This is a genomic window from Corallococcus sp. CA047B, assembly GCF_003612065.1.
Taxonomy (GTDB): Bacteria; Myxococcota; Myxococcia; order Myxococcales; family Myxococcaceae; genus Corallococcus; species Corallococcus praedator.
Genome location: NZ_RAWD01000036.1, coordinates 25259 through 42810 on the forward strand (window position 1 = coordinate 25259; position 17552 = coordinate 42810).

At 69.8% G+C, this 17552-nt stretch carries 13 protein-coding genes; 1 reads left to right on the forward strand and 12 read right to left on the reverse strand.

The genetic code is table 11. The features are described from left to right. Positions 1–33 precede the first annotated feature (33 nt). The 12 genes from D7X74_RS09090 to D7X74_RS09145 all read right to left on the reverse strand — a co-directional run bounded on the left by D7X74_RS09090 (position 34) and on the right by D7X74_RS09145 (position 16606). Complete coding sequence (locus tag D7X74_RS09090; RefSeq protein WP_120532532.1) at positions 34–708, reverse strand: ABC transporter ATP-binding protein; 675 nt, start codon at positions 706–708, stop codon at positions 34–36. Between the two features lie 2 nt (positions 709–710). Continuing rightward, entirely contained in the window at positions 711–3083 is a 2373-nt protein-coding gene (locus tag D7X74_RS09095; protein ID WP_120532533.1) for an ABC transporter permease, read from the reverse strand. A 12-nt stretch (positions 3084–3095) separates the two neighbouring features. After that, positions 3096–4658 (reverse strand): lysine--tRNA ligase, encoded by a 1563-nt coding sequence (gene lysS, locus D7X74_RS09100; protein WP_120532534.1) that lies wholly within the window; start codon positions 4656–4658, stop codon positions 3096–3098. Positions 4659–4767: 109 nt separating this feature from the next. After that, complete coding sequence (locus D7X74_RS09105; RefSeq protein WP_120532535.1) at positions 4768–5148, reverse strand: anti-sigma factor; 381 nt, start codon at positions 5146–5148, stop codon at positions 4768–4770. Continuing rightward, on the reverse strand, positions 5145–5777 hold the full coding sequence (locus tag D7X74_RS09110) for an RNA polymerase sigma factor (protein WP_120532536.1): 633 nt from the start codon (positions 5775–5777) through the stop codon (positions 5145–5147). The genes D7X74_RS09105 and D7X74_RS09110 overlap by 4 nt, the downstream gene beginning before the upstream one ends. 187 nt (positions 5778–5964) lie before the next feature. Then, a protein-coding gene (gene prfB, locus D7X74_RS09115; protein ID WP_233595611.1) for a peptide chain release factor 2 occupies positions 5965–7087 on the reverse strand; the annotation gives its coding sequence in 2 pieces (ribosomal slippage) (positions 5965–7017 and positions 7019–7087; 1122 coding nt in all). A 51-nt stretch (positions 7088–7138) separates the two neighbouring features. Continuing rightward, a complete protein-coding gene (locus D7X74_RS09120) occupies positions 7139–8458 on the reverse strand; it encodes a DUF4105 domain-containing protein (protein ID WP_120532537.1) in 1320 nt (439 codons plus the stop codon). Between the two features lie 131 nt (positions 8459–8589). Then, a complete protein-coding gene (gene ybeY / locus D7X74_RS09125; RefSeq protein ID WP_199732800.1) occupies positions 8590–9471 on the reverse strand; it encodes an rRNA maturation RNase YbeY in 882 nt (293 codons plus the stop codon). Continuing rightward, positions 9468–11975, reverse strand: a complete 2508-nt coding sequence (locus D7X74_RS09130) for an HD family phosphohydrolase (RefSeq protein ID WP_120532538.1) — start codon at positions 11973–11975, stop codon at positions 9468–9470. Before D7X74_RS09130 ends, ybeY begins: the two co-directional genes overlap by 4 nt. Positions 11976–12182: 207 nt before the next feature. After that, positions 12183–13235 carry a PhoH family protein gene (locus D7X74_RS09135; protein ID WP_120532539.1) on the reverse strand — a complete coding sequence of 351 codons (1053 nt, stop codon included), beginning with the start codon at positions 13233–13235 and terminating at the stop codon, positions 12183–12185. Positions 13236–13333: 98 nt separating this feature from the next. Next, positions 13334–14449: a DUF4388 domain-containing protein gene (locus D7X74_RS09140; RefSeq protein ID WP_120532540.1), complete on the reverse strand. Its 1116-nt coding sequence runs from the start codon at positions 14447–14449 to the stop codon at positions 13334–13336. Between the two features lie 3 nt (positions 14450–14452). Next, positions 14453–16606: a tetratricopeptide repeat protein gene (locus D7X74_RS09145; RefSeq protein WP_120532541.1), complete on the reverse strand. Its 2154-nt coding sequence runs from the start codon at positions 16604–16606 to the stop codon at positions 14453–14455. Positions 16607–16723: 117 nt separating this feature from the next. Between D7X74_RS09145 and mazG the strand changes: the two genes are divergently transcribed. Then, positions 16724–17552 (forward strand): nucleoside triphosphate pyrophosphohydrolase (mazG, locus tag D7X74_RS09150; RefSeq protein ID WP_120532545.1); only part of this gene is annotated, 829 nt, incomplete at its 3' end.

Here is a 17552-nt window from a genome sequence, read left to right on the forward strand (position 1 = left end):
GCAAGGGCCCCTCAATCCAAAAGCGAGCGGCCATCAGGCCTCCGACACCTGCCCGCCGGCCAGCCGCAGTCGGCGGGGCATGGAGCGGGCGAGCGTCTCGTTGTGCGTCACGATGACGGCGGTAATCCCCAGGTCCCGGTTGACGTCCCGGAGCAGCTGGTGGATGCCCTCGCCCGTGGTGGGGTCCAGGTTGCCGGTGGGTTCGTCCGCGAGGAGCACCGCGGGCTTGAGCACCAGGGCCCGCGCGAGCGCCACGCGCTGGGCCTCGCCGCCGGACAGCTCCCCGGGGCGGTGATCCACGCGGCTGCCCAGGCCCACGCGCTCCAGGAGCTCCCGGGCGTAGGTGTAGGCCCCGGCGCGCTCCCGGCGCTGGATGAGGGCGGGCATGGCCACGTTCTCCAGCGCGGTGAACTCCGGCAGGAGGTAGTGGCTCTGGAAGACGAAGCCGATGGTGCGGTTTCTGAACTCGGCGATCTCCGCGTCGTTCATGGAGAAGACGGAGCGACCCTCGAAGAGCACCTCACCGGCGGCCGGGGCGTCCAGCGTGCCCAGCACGTGCAGGAAGGTGCTCTTGCCCGCGCCGGACGCGCCCACCATGGAGATCAGCTCCCCGGCGTGGATGTCCAGCGACACGGCGCGCAGGATGTCAATGCGCTTGCCGTGCAGGAAGTAGCTCTTGAAGACGTTGCGGATGGACAACAGCGCCATGGCTACTCCGCCTTCAGACCTTCGACCGGTTCCACGCTGCTCGCCTTGAGGGCCGGGTAGATGGACGCCAGGTAGGTGACGAGCACCGCGATGACCACCGCCAGTGCCGTCTGCACCGGTTCGATGCGCACCGGCAGCGCGGGGATGTAATACACCTCCGGGTCCAACTTGATGCCGACCTTCTCGATGAAGAGGCACCACGCGAGCCCGGAGAACAGGCCCAGCAGGCCCCCGGCCACGCCAATCTGGAGGCCTTCGGCGAGGAAGATCTTCACGATGCCGCCGTCCGGGACACCCAGCGCCTTGAGGACGGAGATCTCCTTGCGCTTCTCCAGCACCAGCATGATGACCGTGGCGACGATGAGGCCCGCGGCGACGATGATGATGATGGACAGGATGATGCCCATCACCAGCTTCTCCAGGCGCAGCGCGGAGAAGAGGTTCTTGTTCATCTCCCCCCAGTCGCGCGCGCGGTACGGATAGCCGCCCAGCACGCGCACCACCTGGTTGGAGATGCGCCGGGCGTCGTCGATGTCCGCCACCTTCAGTTCGATGCCGGTCGCGCCCTTCACGTTGAAGAAGTCCTGCGCTTCCTTGAGCAGGATGTAGACGAACTTGGAGTCGTACTCGTACATGCCCGAGTAGAAGACGCCCGCCACCCGGAACGCGCGGCTCTTGGGGATGGGACCCGAGGGGCTCAGCTCCGTGCCGAGCGGTGACACGACGTTCACCCGGTCGCCCACCACCACGCGCAGCGACGCGGCCAGCTCACGGCCGACGATGATGCCCGGCAGCACCGTGGGCTTCGCGGGCGCGGAGGCCTTGCCGATGATGGGGTCCTCCTCGTCCTTCGGCTTCGCGTCCTCGTCGTCCTCCACCGCGCGGCTGGGGAGGATCTTCCCCGGCTGCTCCAGGTGGCCCAGGTCTCCGCCGGGCAGGATGTTCTGCGGCAGGTCCGTCACCGAGCCCACCGAGTGCGGGTCGATGCCCTTGATGATGACGCCGTCTACGTTGCCCTCCGACGCGATCATCACCTGGTTGATGATGAAGGGCGTCTGGCCCACGACGCCGGGCACGCGCTTCACCTGCTCCATCACCTTGGAGTACTCAGGGAGTTCCCCGGCGTACTTGGACACCACCGCGTGCGCGTTGGTGCCCAGGATCTTCTGCTGGAGGTCGGCCTCGAAGCCGCTCATCACGCTGAGCACGATGATGAGCGCCATCACACCCACGCCCACGCCGCCCACCGACAGCGCGGTCATCATCATGGTGGGGGACTGTTCGTGCAGCTTCATCCGGTGCTGCGCGGCCGCGGCGGCCAGCGGATCCGCCAGGCCCAGGGACTTCACGCGCGTGCGCTCCACGGCGGCTTCCGCACCGCGGATGATGAAGTAGATGATGAGCGGCGGGATGATGCCGAACATCAGCACCGCGAGCGCGCCCAGGAGCAGCGACGGGCGGAACACCGCCACGTGGCGCCGGGCGACGAAGAGCTCGAAGCCCAGCCGCAGGTCCACCCGGCCGCTGCCCGCGGCGATGAAGCCCGTGTTGATGCCCAGCACCAGGGCCAGCACCAGCGCGGCGAAGACGAGCCAGTACCCCAGCTCCGGCCGGCCCAGCAGCCCCGCGACGTACGTCACCTCCCGCAGCCGGTAGCCCAGCGCGAGCTGGAGCGACGGCACCCGCTCCATCAGCGACAGGAGGATGGGGATGGGCAGGCCCAGGTAGAAGACGCCGATGGTGGCCTCGGGCAGCGACAGCCGCTGGGCCCGGGAAGCCCCCACGAAGCCCGACGCGAAGGCCACGCCCGCGCCCACGACGAGCGCGATGGCGAACGCGAGGGTGGGCGCGAGGCTCGCGCCCCCGCCGGGCTCACGCGGCGTCACGCCCCCCAGTTCGGAGGGCCCGCCGCTGGAGAGCACCGTCTGGAGCAGCAGCATCACCAGTTCGGCCAGCAGGATGCCGCCGCCGTAGGCGCCCAGCGTGCTCCAGTAGAAGTCCCGGTAGCGCGCCAGGCGCGGATACAGGGTCGAACCGGCGGCCGGACTGGGGCCTTCGGTGGAGGCCGGGGCGCGGCGGATGCCCGCGGCCACCAGTCCCCAGCCCGCCAGCCAGACGAGCGTCCCGGCCACCAGCATCTTGGGGCCGGCGATGGCCCCCGCGGGGTTGGGGCCCAGGGCGAGCGCCCCGGCGTCGAAGCACTGCACGAGCCCGCCCCACCCGACGAGGGAGAGGCCCAGCGCGCCGGCCACCTCGGCCCACGCCTCGGATTCGGAGATGGCCACGCCCAGGAGCGCGGCCCCCACAAGGGCCACGAGGGCGCCGGCCCACAGGAGGGGCCAGCGATAGTCGGTCTGCCGTTCGGCGGGGTGCACGAGGCCTCGTGGCTACTTCGCCAGCGGCTTGAGGAGGGGGAAGAGAATCACGTCGCGGATGCTGGCGGCGTCCGTGAACAACATGGCGACGCGATCAATCCCGATGCCTTCGCCCGCCGTGGGGGGCATACCGTGTTCCAGGGCGCGGATGTAGTCCTCGTCGTAGTCCATCGTCTCCTCCTGGCCCCGCTGCTTCGCGTCCAGTTGGGCCTGGAAGCGGCCCTTCTGGTCCAGCGGGTCGTTCAATTCGGAGAAGGCGTTGGCGATTTCCCGGCCGGCGACGAAGAGTTCGAACCTGTCCGTGATTTCCGGGTTCTGGTCGTTGCGGCGGGCCAGCGGCGAGACGGCGGTGGGATACTGGGTGATGAAGGTGGGATGAATCAGCGTGTGCTCGACGTGGTGCTCGAACAGGGCGCCCACGAGCTCGCCGTGGTTCATGTTCTCCACCGCGCGGCGCTCCGACTCCGCGTGGGACGTCTTGAGCAGTTCGTGACGCAGCCGGTCCGCGTCCACCATGTCCTTGTCGGACAGGCCGGGGACGACTTCGCGGATGGCCTCCGTCATGGGGATGCGCTTCCAGCCCTGGCCGAAGTCCACCGTGTGCTCGCCGTACTTCACCTTGGTGTCGCCGGTGAGGTGGCGGGAGGCCCCGGTGAGCATCTCCTCGGTGAGGTCCATCAGGTCCTCGTACGTGGCGTACGCCTGATAGAACTCCAGCATCGTGAACTCGGGGTTGTGCCGGGTGCTGATGCCTTCGTTGCGGAAGTTGCGGTTGATCTCGTAGACGCGATCCATGCCGCCCACCACGAGCCTCTTCAAATAGAGCTCGGGCGCGATGCGCATGTAGAGGTCGATGTCGAAGGTGTTGTGGTGCGTGATGAAGGGCCGCGCGGCCGCGCCCGTCACCAGCGGGTGCATCATCGGCGTCTCCACCTCGACGAAGTCGCGCCCGTCGAGGAAGTTCCGGATGAACTTCACCAGCTTGCTGCGCTTCAGGAAGACCTGCTTCACGTCCGGGTTGGAGATGAGGTCCAGGTAGCGCTGGCGGTAGCGGATCTCCACGTCCGTCAGGCCGTGCCACTTCTCCGGCATGGGGCGCAGCGTCTTCGTGAGCGGCACGAACTTCGCGGCGGACAGCGTCAGCTCGCCCGTCTTGCTGCGGAACAGCGGGCCCTGGGCCGCGACGAAGTCACCCAGGTCGCACAGCTTGAAGACCTCGTAGAGGTCCCCCAGCGCGTCCTTCTTGACGTGCACCTGGATTTCGCCGGAACGGTCGCGCAGCTTGATGAACGCGGCCTTGCCGAACGAGCGCATGGCCACGATGCGGCCGGCGACGTCGTAGACGGGCGGATCCTTCTCCAAGTCCTCGGTGGAGTGCGTGTCGTGCTTCGCGAGGATCTCCGCCGCCTGATGCTGGGGGCGGTAGCCGTTGCCGTACGGGTTGAAGCCCGCGGCGCGCCACTTTTCGGCCTTGTCCAACCGCTGCTGGTAGATCTCCTGCTCCACGTTGGAGCCGAGATCCGCCGCTTCACCGCTCTTCACACCAGGGGGGGTCTTGTTATCGGTCTCGGCCATGACGCGCTTTCCAGAAAGGCGCGGCACGCTAGCCAAGCGGCCCCCGGGACGCAACGCATCACGGCGGATGGCGCACGACGGAGGTTGCCTCCCCAGAGGGTGGCGGGCCTCAAGAGGACATCAAAAGAAATGCGCCCACCGCCGCGGCCAGCAGCAGCGGGATGAGCACTTCCACGGGAAAGCGGTGATTCGCATGGGCCAGGTGCAGCCCGCGCAGGCCGAACCTGCGCTGCCGGCGGACGCGGCCGGCGACCAGCGACGCGAGCGCTGGCGGGGCCTTCTCCCGCTCCATGGTGCGCACGCGTTGCACCGTGCGTGCGTACCGGTCCCACCCCTGGCGGCACTCCACGCAGTCGTCCAGGTGGCTCTGCACGGCCTGGGCCTGGGGGGCGGGCAGCTCCTCGTCGGCGAACGCCAGGAACAGGGCCCTCGCCTCACGGTGATCCAATCGCGGTTCCACGTCCGTTCCTCTCCGCTGCAGGCCGCTCATGGTTCGAACCGCCCCAGCAGGTCCGCCAGCTTCTCGCGCGCCCGGTGGAGCCGGCTCTTCACGGTCCCCTCGGGCAGCTCGGTGATGTCCACGATCTCTTCGTAGCTCAGGCCTTCGATGTCGCGCAGCGCCACCAGCATGCGCGCATCCGGCTCCAACTGGGAGATGGCCCGCTGCACCCGCGCCCGCTCGCGCGCGGCGTCCAGGGCGGCATCCGGCTGCGGGGGCGCGCCGCCGCCCTCGGCGATGGCCGCGGCGCTCGTCTCGTCGTATTCGTCCGAGCGGCCCCGCCCCCGGCGCTGCAGGTACTTCAGCCGGTTGAGGCAGTGGTTCTTGGTGATGCGGAACAGCCACGTGGACAGGCGCGCGTCCTCGCGGAAGCGGCGCACGTTCTGGTGCACGCTGACAAAGATTTCCTGCACCAGGTCGTGGGCCTCCTCGCGGTCACCCACCATGCGGAAGCAGAAGTCGTAGAGCCGGTCCTGGTGCTCGCGCACCAGTTCCTCGAAGGCCCCCGGGTCGCCCCGACGCAGCCGGACGAGCAGCGCCTGCTCCTCACGGCGCACGTCCGGGACGGCCGCGCTGGCCAGGGCCTGCTGTCCGACTTCGAGCACTCCGCCCGATGCCACCCGTGCCTCCAAAGCCGTGGCCCCCTCCGTCACCGGAAGAAGGGCCCCTGACGCATCCTACCGCACCACCCTGCCCTGCCCCCTGACACCGGCCCGCGGAAAAGGTTCCCGGACACGAAAAAACCCCTCCCCGGCGCATGCTCGCCGGTGGAGGGGTGGAAGCTTTCCAGTCCGAAAGGACGGGGGGCTAGTCCGCGGAGGCGTTCCGGTTCGGGTTCTTCACGCCCAGCAGCTGCGCGGTGACGAACTCATCCAGGTCCCCGTCCAGCACCTTGTCCACGTTGCCCGTCTCGATGCCGGTGCGCAGGTCCTTGACCATGCGGTACGGCGCCAGCACGTAGCTGCGGATCTGCGAGCCGAAGGAGATGTCCTTCTTGGCCGCCTCGGCCGCGTCGCGCTCGGCATCGCGCTTCTTCATCTCCAGCTCGTACAGGCGGCCGCGCAGGATCTGGAAGGCCATGTCCTTGTTGGCCGACTGCGAGCGCTCCGTCTGGCAGGTGATCATGATGCCCGTGGGCAGGTGCCGCAGCTGCGCCGTGGACGACGTCTTGTTGACCTTCTGGCCACCCGCGCCACTGCCGCGGATGAACTTCAGCTCGTAGTCCTTCTCCGGCAGATCGATTTGAATGCTGTCGTCGACCTCCGGGTACACGTCCACGGACGCGAAGGCCGTCTGCCGGCGCGCGTTGGCGTCGAAGGGGCTGATGCGCACGAGCCGGTGCACGCCCACTTCCGCCTTGAGGTAGCCGTAGGCGTTCTCGCCCTCGATGCGCAGCGAGACGTTCTTGAAGCCCGCCTCTTCGCCCGGCAACGCGTCGCTGATCTCGACCTTCCAGCCCTTCGTCTCGCCGTAGCGCGTGTACATGCGCATGAGCATGGCGGCCCAGTCCATGGAGTCCGTGCCGCCCGCGCCCGGGTTGATGTCCATGAAGCAGTTGCTGTGGTCCTGCGGGCCGGAGAGCATCCGCGCCAGCTCCAGCTTCGCGACCTCCGCCTCCAGCGCCACGAGCGAGCCTTCCGCCTCCTGCGCGCTCGCCTCGTCGTTCATCTCCGCCGCCAGCTCCAGCAGCGTCTGCGCGTCGTCCAGCCCGCGCATCGTCTTGTCGAAGGCGCCCACGTTGGCCTCCAGCGTGGACTTCTCCTTCAACAGCCCCTGGGCCTTGGTGTTGTCGTCCCAGAAGCCGGGCTGCGTGGATTCACGTTCAATCAGCGCGATGCGGGACCGCTTGCGGTCCAGGTCAAAGATGCCCCCGGAGCGCGTTGAGGCGCTCCTTCAGGGCGTGGATCTGCTCCATCGAATCGTTCGCCATGGTGTTCGTCGTCCTTCGTGTTGGGAGCTTCTTGGAAAAAGTCGTGCTGCTTCAGGAGGCCTTGAGTGAAGGCACCTGCGCGCCCTCACGGGTGGCGGCGGGTTCCCTGACCGCCACACGGGCGCGCAGCCGGTCCAGCCAGAAGGCCCCGGCCATGCCCAGCGAGATGGGCAGGATGAGCGCGATGAGGCGCCAGTTGTCCTGGTCGAACCAGGGCAGCACCTTCAGCACCACGCCCAGCGCGCCCGTGGCCGCGAGGAAGCCCCACACCCACTTGAGCCGCGCCCGCGCCTTCACGCTGTTCCACGTCAGGCGCAGGCCGTACGGCACCGCCAGCAGCGTCACAGGGTTCGCGAGGAAGAGGTTCTCGTTGTGGTGCGTCACCACGTGGTCGGTGCCAATCCACATCACCACCAACGCGAGCCCCGGGATGCCCAGCACCAGCCCCACCACCATGTTCTCCACGCCCAGGAGGATGCGCGCCGCGCGGCTGCCCCGGCGCTCCCACGCGGCGAGCCCCAGCGCGCTGGCGCCCAGGAGGACTCCCAGGGCGAAGATCCACGGACCGAAGTTCGGCGGCGTGGCCGGCGGGCGGGGACGCGACGACGCGTAGTAGTCCCACTGCTTCTCCACCAGCGACACCGGCTGTCCGTCCGCGCCGGGCACCTTCAGCTCCGCCACCTGCTGCTCCAGCTCGTCCGGGAGGAAGGCCTCCTCGCGGCGGGTGATGGGCTTGTCGATGGAGTCGTTCATCATGAAGTCGAGCAGCAGGCTCATGGGCGGATTCACCGCCGTGTAGCGCCGCGTGTGCTCGCGCAGGTTCATGCGCGCCGGGGCCCGCTCCGCCTCGCTCAGGCGGCCGCCCACGGCCGAGTCGATCATGTCGCGCAGGCGCGTCACGCAGTTGTCGCTGTAGTGCTCGTACAGGTACTCGCGGTTCTCCGGCAGCACGTTGTCCGCCAGCCGCTTCGCCACCTTCACGCGCTGCTCCGGCGTGAGGTTCAGCTCCTGCACGCGCACGTCGCGCCCCAGCGACTTGTAGAGGCGGAAGGTGCCGTTCACGCTCGACTCGCCCACCCAGAACTCCAGGCGGCCCTTGGCGAAGCGCACCAGGGTCTCGTCGTCGAACGAGTACATCCCGTAGTTGTAGAGGCGCTGCATCTGCCGCGCGCGGTCCTCCACCACCAGCGAGCCGTGGCCCCACCACGCGAAGACGTCGTCACCGGGGCTGAACGTCACCAGCCAGATGGACAGGTCCTCGCCCCGGCTCTCGCCCGTGCCCCACGGCGGCACCGAGGCGGCGCGCGCGGGAGACGTCAGGAGGAGCAGGCCAAGCAGGCAGACGGTGGTGAGAGACGACAGGCGGGGCATCGTTCCATCCAACACGCGGAAGGCGGGCCCCAACTACCTATCACGCACCGCCCCCGACTCAACGGCGGGGACGCAGGGGTGTCGGACGCCCGAGGGAAGCCCCGGGGCCCTGGAAGGCCCCGGAGCGGGCTTCAGATGAGCTTGGCCCGGCGGGCCCGCGAGTCGATGGTCAGCGAGTCCGCCACCATCCCGCGCTCGCCCAGGAGCTGCTCCTCCAGGGCCGCCATGCGCTTGGCGTCGCGCGGCTTCTCGTGGTCGTGCCCCAAGAGGTGCAACAGGCCATGCGCGAGGTAGCGGCCCATCTCCGACTCCAGCGTGCGGCCGTACTCCTTCGCCTGCCGCTTCGCCGTGTCGATGGAGATGACCACGTCGCCCAGCGGGCGCGGCCCCGGCGTCCCCTTGGGCTGGTCTCCCGCGGGGAAGGACAGCACGTCCGTGGCCTTGTCCTTCTGGCGCCAGGTGCGGTTGAGCCGGCGGATGGCCCGGTCCCCCACGAGCGACAGCGACAGCTCGCAGTTGGTGAGCCCCAGCTGCTTCAGGTAGTCGCGGCTCCAGGTGGTGAGCAGGCGCTCGTAGTCCTCGCCCTGCCCGTGCGCCACCTGCACCGTCACCTGGTTGTCCTGCGCCTTGGGCTTGGGCTCCGGCTTCTCGATGTGCGCAAGCTCCACGCGGAACGCCGGCGCGCAGATGGACCAGTAGTCGCACGCGCCCTGCGAGTCGTTGCGGTACACGACGCGCTTGCCGCGCGGCACGAGGCCCACCTCGCCCGCGCCGATGCGCTCGCGCTTGCCGTCCACGAGGATGGTGAGCTCGCCCGTGAGCACGAGCACCACCTCGTCGAACTCCGGCGTCTGCGCGGGTTCGCTCCATCCCGGGGGGGCCCGCATGCGCGCCACCGACGCGGACTCCGTCTCCGTGCTGGCCGCGCCGACGAACTCCTCGATGCGCTTGCCGTCGTCCCGGGGAATCACCTTGCCCTTGCGAAGCTTCACGCCCTCCACCTTGCGGCTCATGACATGCCCGCCGTTCTCACCTTCGTGTCCTTCGACTCGGGCTTCACCGGGGCTGGCGCCATCATCAGCGGCGAGCCGGACTTGCCCCCACCCATCGCACCCGCCGGGTACACCGGACGCGTGTGGTAGATGCCTTCCAGCGTGTGCAGGAAGGACTGAGAGATGAGGTTCAGGTCCTTGAGCGTCAAGTCACACTCGTCGAGCTGGCCCTCGGAGAAGATGATGTTGATGATCTTCTGCACCTGGGCGTGGAGCTTCGCGCTGGTGGGGTCCGGCATGGAGCGCGTGGAGGCCTCCACCGCGTCGGCGATCATCACCAGCGCCGCCTCGCGGAACTGGGGCTTCGGGCCCGGGTAGCGGTAGATGCTCTCGTCGATGGGCGGCGCGCCTTCCTTGCCCTCCTGCTCCTTGAGGGCCTTGTGGAAGAAGAAGCCCACCGTGCGCGTGCCGTGGTGCTGGGGGATGGCGTCCGCCACCAGCTTGGGCAGGCGGTACTGCCGGGCCATCTCCAGCCCTTCCGTCACGTGGCGCTTGATGATGACCGCGCTCATCGCGGGCGCGAGCCCGTCGTGCCGGTTCTCCCCCTTCTGGTTCTCCCCGAAGTAGAGCGGATTCCGACCCTTGCCGATGTCGTGGTAGTACGCGCACGAGCGCGCCAGCAGCGGGTTCGCGCCGATGGTCTCCGCCGCGTTCTCCACCAGCGTCCCGATGATGATGGAGTGGTGGTACGTGCCGGGCGCCTGGACGATGAGCTCCTTGAGCGCCGGGTGGTTCAGGTTCGCCAGTTCCAGGAGCTTGATGTCCGACGCGTAGCCGAACGTGGCCTCGATGAGCGGCGTCAGCGCCATCACCATCACGGGCACCGCCACCGCCGTGCCGAAGAAGGCGCACACCGCGGTGACGAGGGTGTCGCCCGCCAGGCCCTTGCCCTCCACGAGGAACAGGAAGAGCACGGCCACGAGGTTGGCGATGCCGGTGATGAGGCCCGCGCGGAAGATGCCCACGCGGTCCTTCGCCTTGACGATGCGGTCCGCCGCCACCAGCGAGCCCACCAGCGTGTAGATGCCGAACGCCAGCGAGTTGCCCAGCATCACGCCCGCGAGGCACGCGAACACCATGGCGAAGAAGAGCGCCAGCTCTTGCGTGAGGATGAAGCGCACCAGCATCGCGCCCGCCGCCACCGGGAAGGCGTAATAGAAGGCCTCGATGGGCAGCGCCGTGTAGCGGTCCTGCACCGCGTCCGCGATGGACACCCAGACCTGGAGCAGGCCCAGCAGGCCCACCAGCAACAGGCCCAGGAGCACGCCGTCCTTGCGCGTGGGACGGAAGCGCCGGAAGGCCGCGCGGCAGAAGCCGTAGAAGGCCACCACCAGCAGCGACACCAGGCCCGTGCCGCCCACCTGGAGCTGCAGGAGATCCAACCGGTCCGTCTGCGCGCGCATGCCGCGCAGCATCACCAGGTGCGTTTCATTGACGAGCTCTCCGTCGCCGATGACGCGCTGGCCCTTCTTGATGGAGATGACCGCGTCCTTCACCGCGTCGCCCGCGAGCCTGCGACGCAGGTCCGTCTCCGCGATGTTGATGGTCAGGCTGGGGCGCACCAGCCGCTTGGCGATGCGCAGCACGGCCCGGCGCTGGACGGCGGGGGACTCCGGCAGCACGTTGCCCGGCACGGAGGCGAACCTGTCCAGCTCCTGGTGCGCCTCCCGCATGTCCACCACCTGCGAGGCGGCGGCGGGCAGCGAATCCTCGTTCTTGTGCTGCACGTCGCGCACGGTGAGGCCCTGGGGGGCCTCGCGCACCAGCTCGTCGCGCGAGCTGGCCACGTACACCTGGCCCCGGTCGGCGCGGTAGGCGCGGTCGAGCAGCACCAGCGTGGCGGCCTCCGACTCCTCGGAGAAGCCGTTGGCGACGAGCGCCTGGAAGTCCTCGCCCTCCAGGCCCGCGTCCCGCTGGCCGAAGAGCTGCTCCTGGAACTGGGCCTGCATCTCCTCGCGGTCGCGGCGCTGGCGCTCCAGGGCCTCGGGGGTGGGGGGCGCGGGACGGCGGCGCCTGGTGGTGCCCTCCTCCGGCGTGGCTTCCTCCGCGCGGGCCTCCTTCTCCTCCGCCAGGTGCTCGCGGGCGGTGGCGAAGGCGGCGCGCACGGAGGCGCGCAGGTTGCCCACCACGGCGGGATTCAGGTCGTACACCGGGCGCACCGCGCTGCGGGCCTCACGGCGGCGCTGCTGCGTCATGGCCTGATGCACGATGTCGTAGTCGCGCGCGGCCTTGAAACCGGCGGGCGAGTTGGCCCGGAAGGGCTTGCCCAGGTTGTCTTCCGTCAGCGCGGGGATCTGCTGGCTGTAGAGGCCCGGGGAGATGACGAAGCCCGCGCCCACCGACACCACCAGCAGCAATAGACCCTGGACGATGCGCCGGCCCCAATCCCCACGTCCGAGTCCCAGGCGCACCGCGAGCGCGTCCAGCGGACTGGGCTCGGGGGCAGGTGATTCAGGCTCGGCCATGGGGGGACTCCTCACCCTGGAAAGGCGTCAAAGGCTCCATAGAAGGCAGCAGCGACGCGGAAAATTCGTGAGGGTGGGACAGCCGCCGCCCGGACGCCAGTTCGCTCTGCAAAAAATGACAGTGGGCGAACAGGCCGGGATGTAGGCCATCCAGCGCCTCGACCCCCGCCCCGGCGCAAGCCTGGGAGCGGGGGTGGAGGCGGAACGTCACTCCTGGGAACCGCCGGACGGTGCTTCGCGGGCGGAGTGCGCCTGCTTCTGGGCGTTCTCCGAGCGCTCGTAGGCGCGGATGACTTCCTGCACCAGCGGGTGGCGCACGACGTCCACGTCGGAGAACTCCGAGAAGTGGATGCCGTCGATGTTCTTGAGCACCGAGCGTGCGTGGTGCAGGCCGGACATCTTGCCCGTGGGCAGGTCCACCTGCGTCACGTCACCGGTGATGACCGCCTTGCTGTTGTAGCCCAGGCGGGTGAGGAACATCTTCATCTGCTCCACGGTGGTGTTCTGCGCCTCGTCGAGGATGACGAAGGCGTCGTTGAGGGTGCGGCCGCGCATGAACGCGAGCGGCGCCACCTCCACCACCCCCTGCTCCACCAGCGTCTGGGCGCGCTCCACGGCCATCATGTCGTGCAGTGCGTCGTAGAGCGGGCGCAGGTAGGGGTTCACCTTCTCCGCCATGTCGCCAGGCAGGAAGCCGAGCTTCTCACCGGCCTCCACGGCGGGGCGCGCCAGGATGATGCGCTTGACCTTGCGCTCCTGGAGGAAGGCGACCGCCATGGCCATGGCGAGGTACGTCTTGCCGGTGCCGGCGGGGCCCACGCCGAAGACGATGTCGTGGGCGCGGATGGCGTCCACGTAGCGCTTCTGGGCGATGCTCTTGGGGGCGATCTGCCGGTTGCCGGTGCTCTTGAGGACCGTGCCGAGCATGACCTCCTGGAGCGACTCCGTGCCGCGGCCCAGGACCTTGATGGCCTGCTCCACGTCCTCACGGTAGACGGTGCGGCCGGCGCGGATCATCTCCTCGAGGTTCTCCACGAGGCGCACCGCGAAGGCGACGGCGTCCGCGGGGCCCGACAGGAGCAGCTCCGTACCGCGCTGCCCCACCCGGACGCCCAGGCGCCGCTCCATCAGCTTGAGGTTCTCGTTCTGATTTCCGCACAGGGCCAGGGTCGTCTCGTTGTCACGGACGTCCACCTTGGCGGAGGTGGGAGTGGATTCTGCGCGAGCAGCGGGCACTTCCAGCGTGGCGGGGTTTCGCAATGCGCGTCGTTCCTCGTTCAGTGGTCGCTCGCCGACAACTTAACGCCGCCCCCCCACCGGTGCCCGGTGGACCTCCAGGACGACCTCATGAAAGCAGGCTAGCGCACGGGCGGCAGGAGGATGAACTGCCGAGCGGCCAGCCGACGGTAATAGTACGGCTCCCGCCAGGGGTAGCGCAGCTCTTCCGGGGCCAACAATCCGGCATCCACCAATGCATCCAGCCGTTCCGGCAGGGTTCCCTTCTCCAGATGGAACACTTCCAGCGCGGCTTCGATGCGGACGCGCTGCGCCTGCGCAATCTGACGCTGGGCGGCGGGATCGCCCAGGACGGTGGCGCCGGCCTCCTGCCCTCCGCCCACCCACCGGGAGGCGATGAAGGCCAGGGCCGCGAGGACCGCCATGGTCACCAGGACGCGGCCCACCGGGCCCGCCACCCGGGCGACGAGGCGGGTGTCCTCGGGGACGGGGGCGCGCCCTTCCAGGTCGATGACGCGCACGTAGTCGCCCTTGACCAGGTTGTAGAGCGCCTTGCAGGTCTCGAACTCGCCCAGGCAGCACAGGTCCACCAGCTTGCGCAGATCCCTGCCCTGGGCGATCTCCTCGTAGACGTGACGCTCCGAGGGCCCGATGGCGCCCAGCTCCCCGCCCTCGTCGGCGTTCGGGCGGGGCACGGGCAGCGCCTTGACGCGCTCGAAGGTCATGTCGTCGCGGTGGATGCGCTTCCGGATGACGGGCCACTCGTCCACCATCCGGAAGCCCTCCATCAGCACCGTCTCCGCGCGCAGCGGGGTGATGCCTTCGGGGCCCGGCTCCACCGGCTCCTGGATGAACTCGTAGGTGCCCGCCTTCCAGGTGAAGAGGCGGTAGAGCGTCTCCGTCACCTGGAGCTGGGCCATCTGCTGGAAGCGCTCGGCGGTGAGCGCATGGCTGGTCACCAGCACGTCCCCCAGCCGCTTGAGGGTGCGCTTCTGCACCTCCAGCGCCGCCTCCAACTGGGTCTCGGTGATGATCTCCGCGCGCACCAGCATGGCGCCGATGAGCTCCTTGCGCTTCCGGGTGAGGCCCTCGGCCTTGATGATGTGGCCGTCCTGGAAGCCGACACGCACCTCCTGGTCCTTGTCGCGGAAGTGGAGCGTGCCCGTCTTCTGCTGCTGCCCGATGAGTTGCAGGATGTCGCCGATGCCGAAATCCTTGAGGGTGCCCTTGAGGGACATGGATCAGGCCTCCCCTCGCTGGAGCCGGCGCAGGCCGCGCAGCGTCAGCAGGTAGACGAAGAAGAGCACGAGGCCCGCGGGCACGAGCTTGAGGTACAGCGGCGCGTCTCCGTATGGGGTGCGCACGAGGCCCCGGTGGAGCACCAGCGCTGCCAGGGAGAAGCTGAACACGAACGCGTAGAGGGCGCCCCGCACCGGCAGGCCCGCGATGACGTGGCCCGCGCCGGACACCAGTCCGCCCAGCGCGTACGTCACCCGCTTCGTCCAGGCCTGGTGGCGGTCCACCTCCTGTTGCTTGCGTGAGCGGACCTCCCTGGGCACCTGGCTTTTTCGCGCATAGACGTGGACGCACTGGCCGCACATCGTGCTGCCCACGCCCAGGTCCTTGTCACAGCGCTGGCACACCGCCCGGCCACAGCGGTCGCAGTCGCGCGACGCCTTCATCCGCGAGCCCGCCTCGCCCACCAGGGCCAGGAGCGCCGCGAGGCCCGCCGTCAGCACCCAGCCCACCGGGCCCTGCGGCAGCGCGCGCGACAGCCACCGGCCCACCTGGGCCTCCACGCGCTCGCCTTCCGCCGCGCCATCCGCCAGGTCCATCCAGTCGCGCTCCGGCACCGGCGGCGACAGCAGCAGCAGGTTGAGCAGCGGGCGGTCCTCCGGGGGCGGCTCACGGCGAAGGAGCGAGTCGTCCAGCGACTGCGCGGTGGCGCTCGCCGAGGTGGCGCGCTCCAGCTCCTTGCTCAGCTGTTCGTCGGGCACCTGCCGGGCCCGGCGCCGGTACACCTGGGCCAGGTTGTAGTGCGGCGCCGCCATCCGGGGGTCCGCCTGCGCGGCCTGGTTGTAGAGGGGCAGCGCGCCCTCCGCGTCCCCCAGGCCCACCAGCACGTTGCCGAAGCGCGTGAGCAGCCGCGCGTCCCCGCCGCGCAGGGCGGAGGCGGCCTTGAAGTCCGCCCTCGCCTCCTCCAGCAGGCCGCGGCGCGATTCGTAGAAGGCGAGCGCGCCCAGCTCCTGGAAGCGGGCCGTCCGGGCCTCGGCGCGCGCACGCACCCGCGCCGCGGCGCCGTCCGCGGACAGGCCGCCGCGCTCCAGCAGGTAGACGTCCTCCGCGGGCGTGCCGGCGAAGACGGTGAAGCGCACCAGCGCTCCGGCGGCGAGCGGCATCACGCCCAGGCCCATGATCAGCACCGCCGCCACCCACCGCTCGGCGCGGCCGAGGTACAGCGCCACCACGGCGAAGAGCAGCAGCAGGTGCGGCACCAGCCCCACGCCCAGCACCGCGGGCAGCGCCAGGAGCAGCAGCCCCAGCAGCCCCGACTGCCAGCGCGCCACCGCCCGGGGGAACAGGTGGTGGAAGTCATGCAGCGCGTAGCGGATCCGGCGCAGGAAGAGCACGGCCACCACCGCCACCGCCGTGGCCGCCCACGCCGCGAGCGCCACCGCGCCCAGGTCCGTGAGCGCCGGCCGCCGGTAGCGCGCGTCCTTCGCCAGCGTCACGAGCGCCGTCTTCCAGGCCCCCAGGGAGCGCGGAAGGTTGAGCGGATCCTCCACCGCGTAGGCCTCCGCCCGGGCGAAGTGCGCCGCGGGCAGGCCCGGCGACAGCGTCACCGCCACGTCCAGCAGCGCGAGCGTCCCCGTCAGGTCCCCGGCGCGGCGGCGGACCTCGGCCTCGCGCAGGAAGCCCACGCTCAGGGGCTCCAGGTCCGAGGCGAGGATCTCCTCGCGCAGCTTGAGCAGGTCCTGCTGGGCGGTCTGCGCGGCGGCCTTGTCGTTGCGAGCGCGGGCCTGCTTCCACCGCTCCCACACCACCAGCAGGTCCGCGTCCACCACCTTCGGGGCCATCACCGGGGTGGGTCCAGGGCGCGGCGGGACGACCACGGGCTCCGGCTCCACCGGCGCGGCGGGCACCACGGGTTTGGGCGGCGGGGTGACGACGCGGCCCCTGCCCGCAGCCCGCCGGGGCTCCGGATCCGGTTCGTCGACCACGTCCTCTTCCGCTTCAGGTTCGTCCTGGACGACGGTGCCGTCCCCGGGGTCGGCCTCCGGATCTTCCAGATAGGTTTCCTGGATGCGCGTGGGCGCGTCCTGCATCAACGCAGGGGCACGCGCGGGGACAAGCAGCACGAGGCAGCAACACAGGCCGAGGAACGAGCGGAGCATCCGAGCGGGCGATGATAGGCCACAGCGGGGACGACACGAAATCATGTGTCCCGTCCCCTCCCTGCTCCCCCGTGCTACAGGAGCGCCCGGCGGGGGACTGCACGGGAGCAAAAACGCATGGCGGCGCCTGGATCAGAGCTGGAACGACTGGTGGGGATCATGCAGCGGCTGCGGGCCGAGGGCGGCTGCCCCTGGGACCGCGAACAGGACCTGCGCTCGCTGCGCCCCTACCTGACCGAGGAGGCGTTCGAGGTCCTGGACGAGATGGACCGCGTCTCCGACGGTGGCCCCTGGCGCCCCCTGTGTGAGGAGCTGGGGGACCTGCTCTTCCAGATCGTCTTCCACGCGCAGCTCGCGGCGGAGCTGGGCGAGTTCACGATGGCGGACGTCTGCGCGGCCATCAGCGACAAGATCACCAGCCGACACCCGCATGTGTTCGGGACCGAGCAGGTGAAGGGCGCCGAACAGGTGCTCTCCAACTGGGCGAAGCTGAAGGCGGACGAGCGCAAGAAGAAGACGGGGCGCGCGGGCTCCGTGCTGGACGGCGTGCCCACCGCGGCCCCCTCCCTGCTGCGCGCCGAGCGCCTCACGGAGAAGGCCAGCCGCCTGGGCTTCGACTGGCCGGACCTCGCCGGGGTGCGCGGCAAGCTGGACGAGGAGCTGCGCGAGCTGGACGAGGCCATCGCGTCCGGCGGCCGGGACGCCATCGAGCACGAGCTGGGGGACGTCCTGTTCTCGCTCGCGAACCTCGCCCGCTTCGTGAAGACGCCAGCGGAGGACGCGCTGCGCATGGCCTCGCGCCGCTTCGTCACCCGGTTCCAGTACATCGAGGCCCGGCTGAACGAGGAGGACGTGCCCTTTGGCGGCGCGACCCTGGAGCACATGGAGCGCCACTGGCAGGGCGCCAAGGCCCAGGAGAAGCTGCTGCCCCCGCCCGCCCACCTGC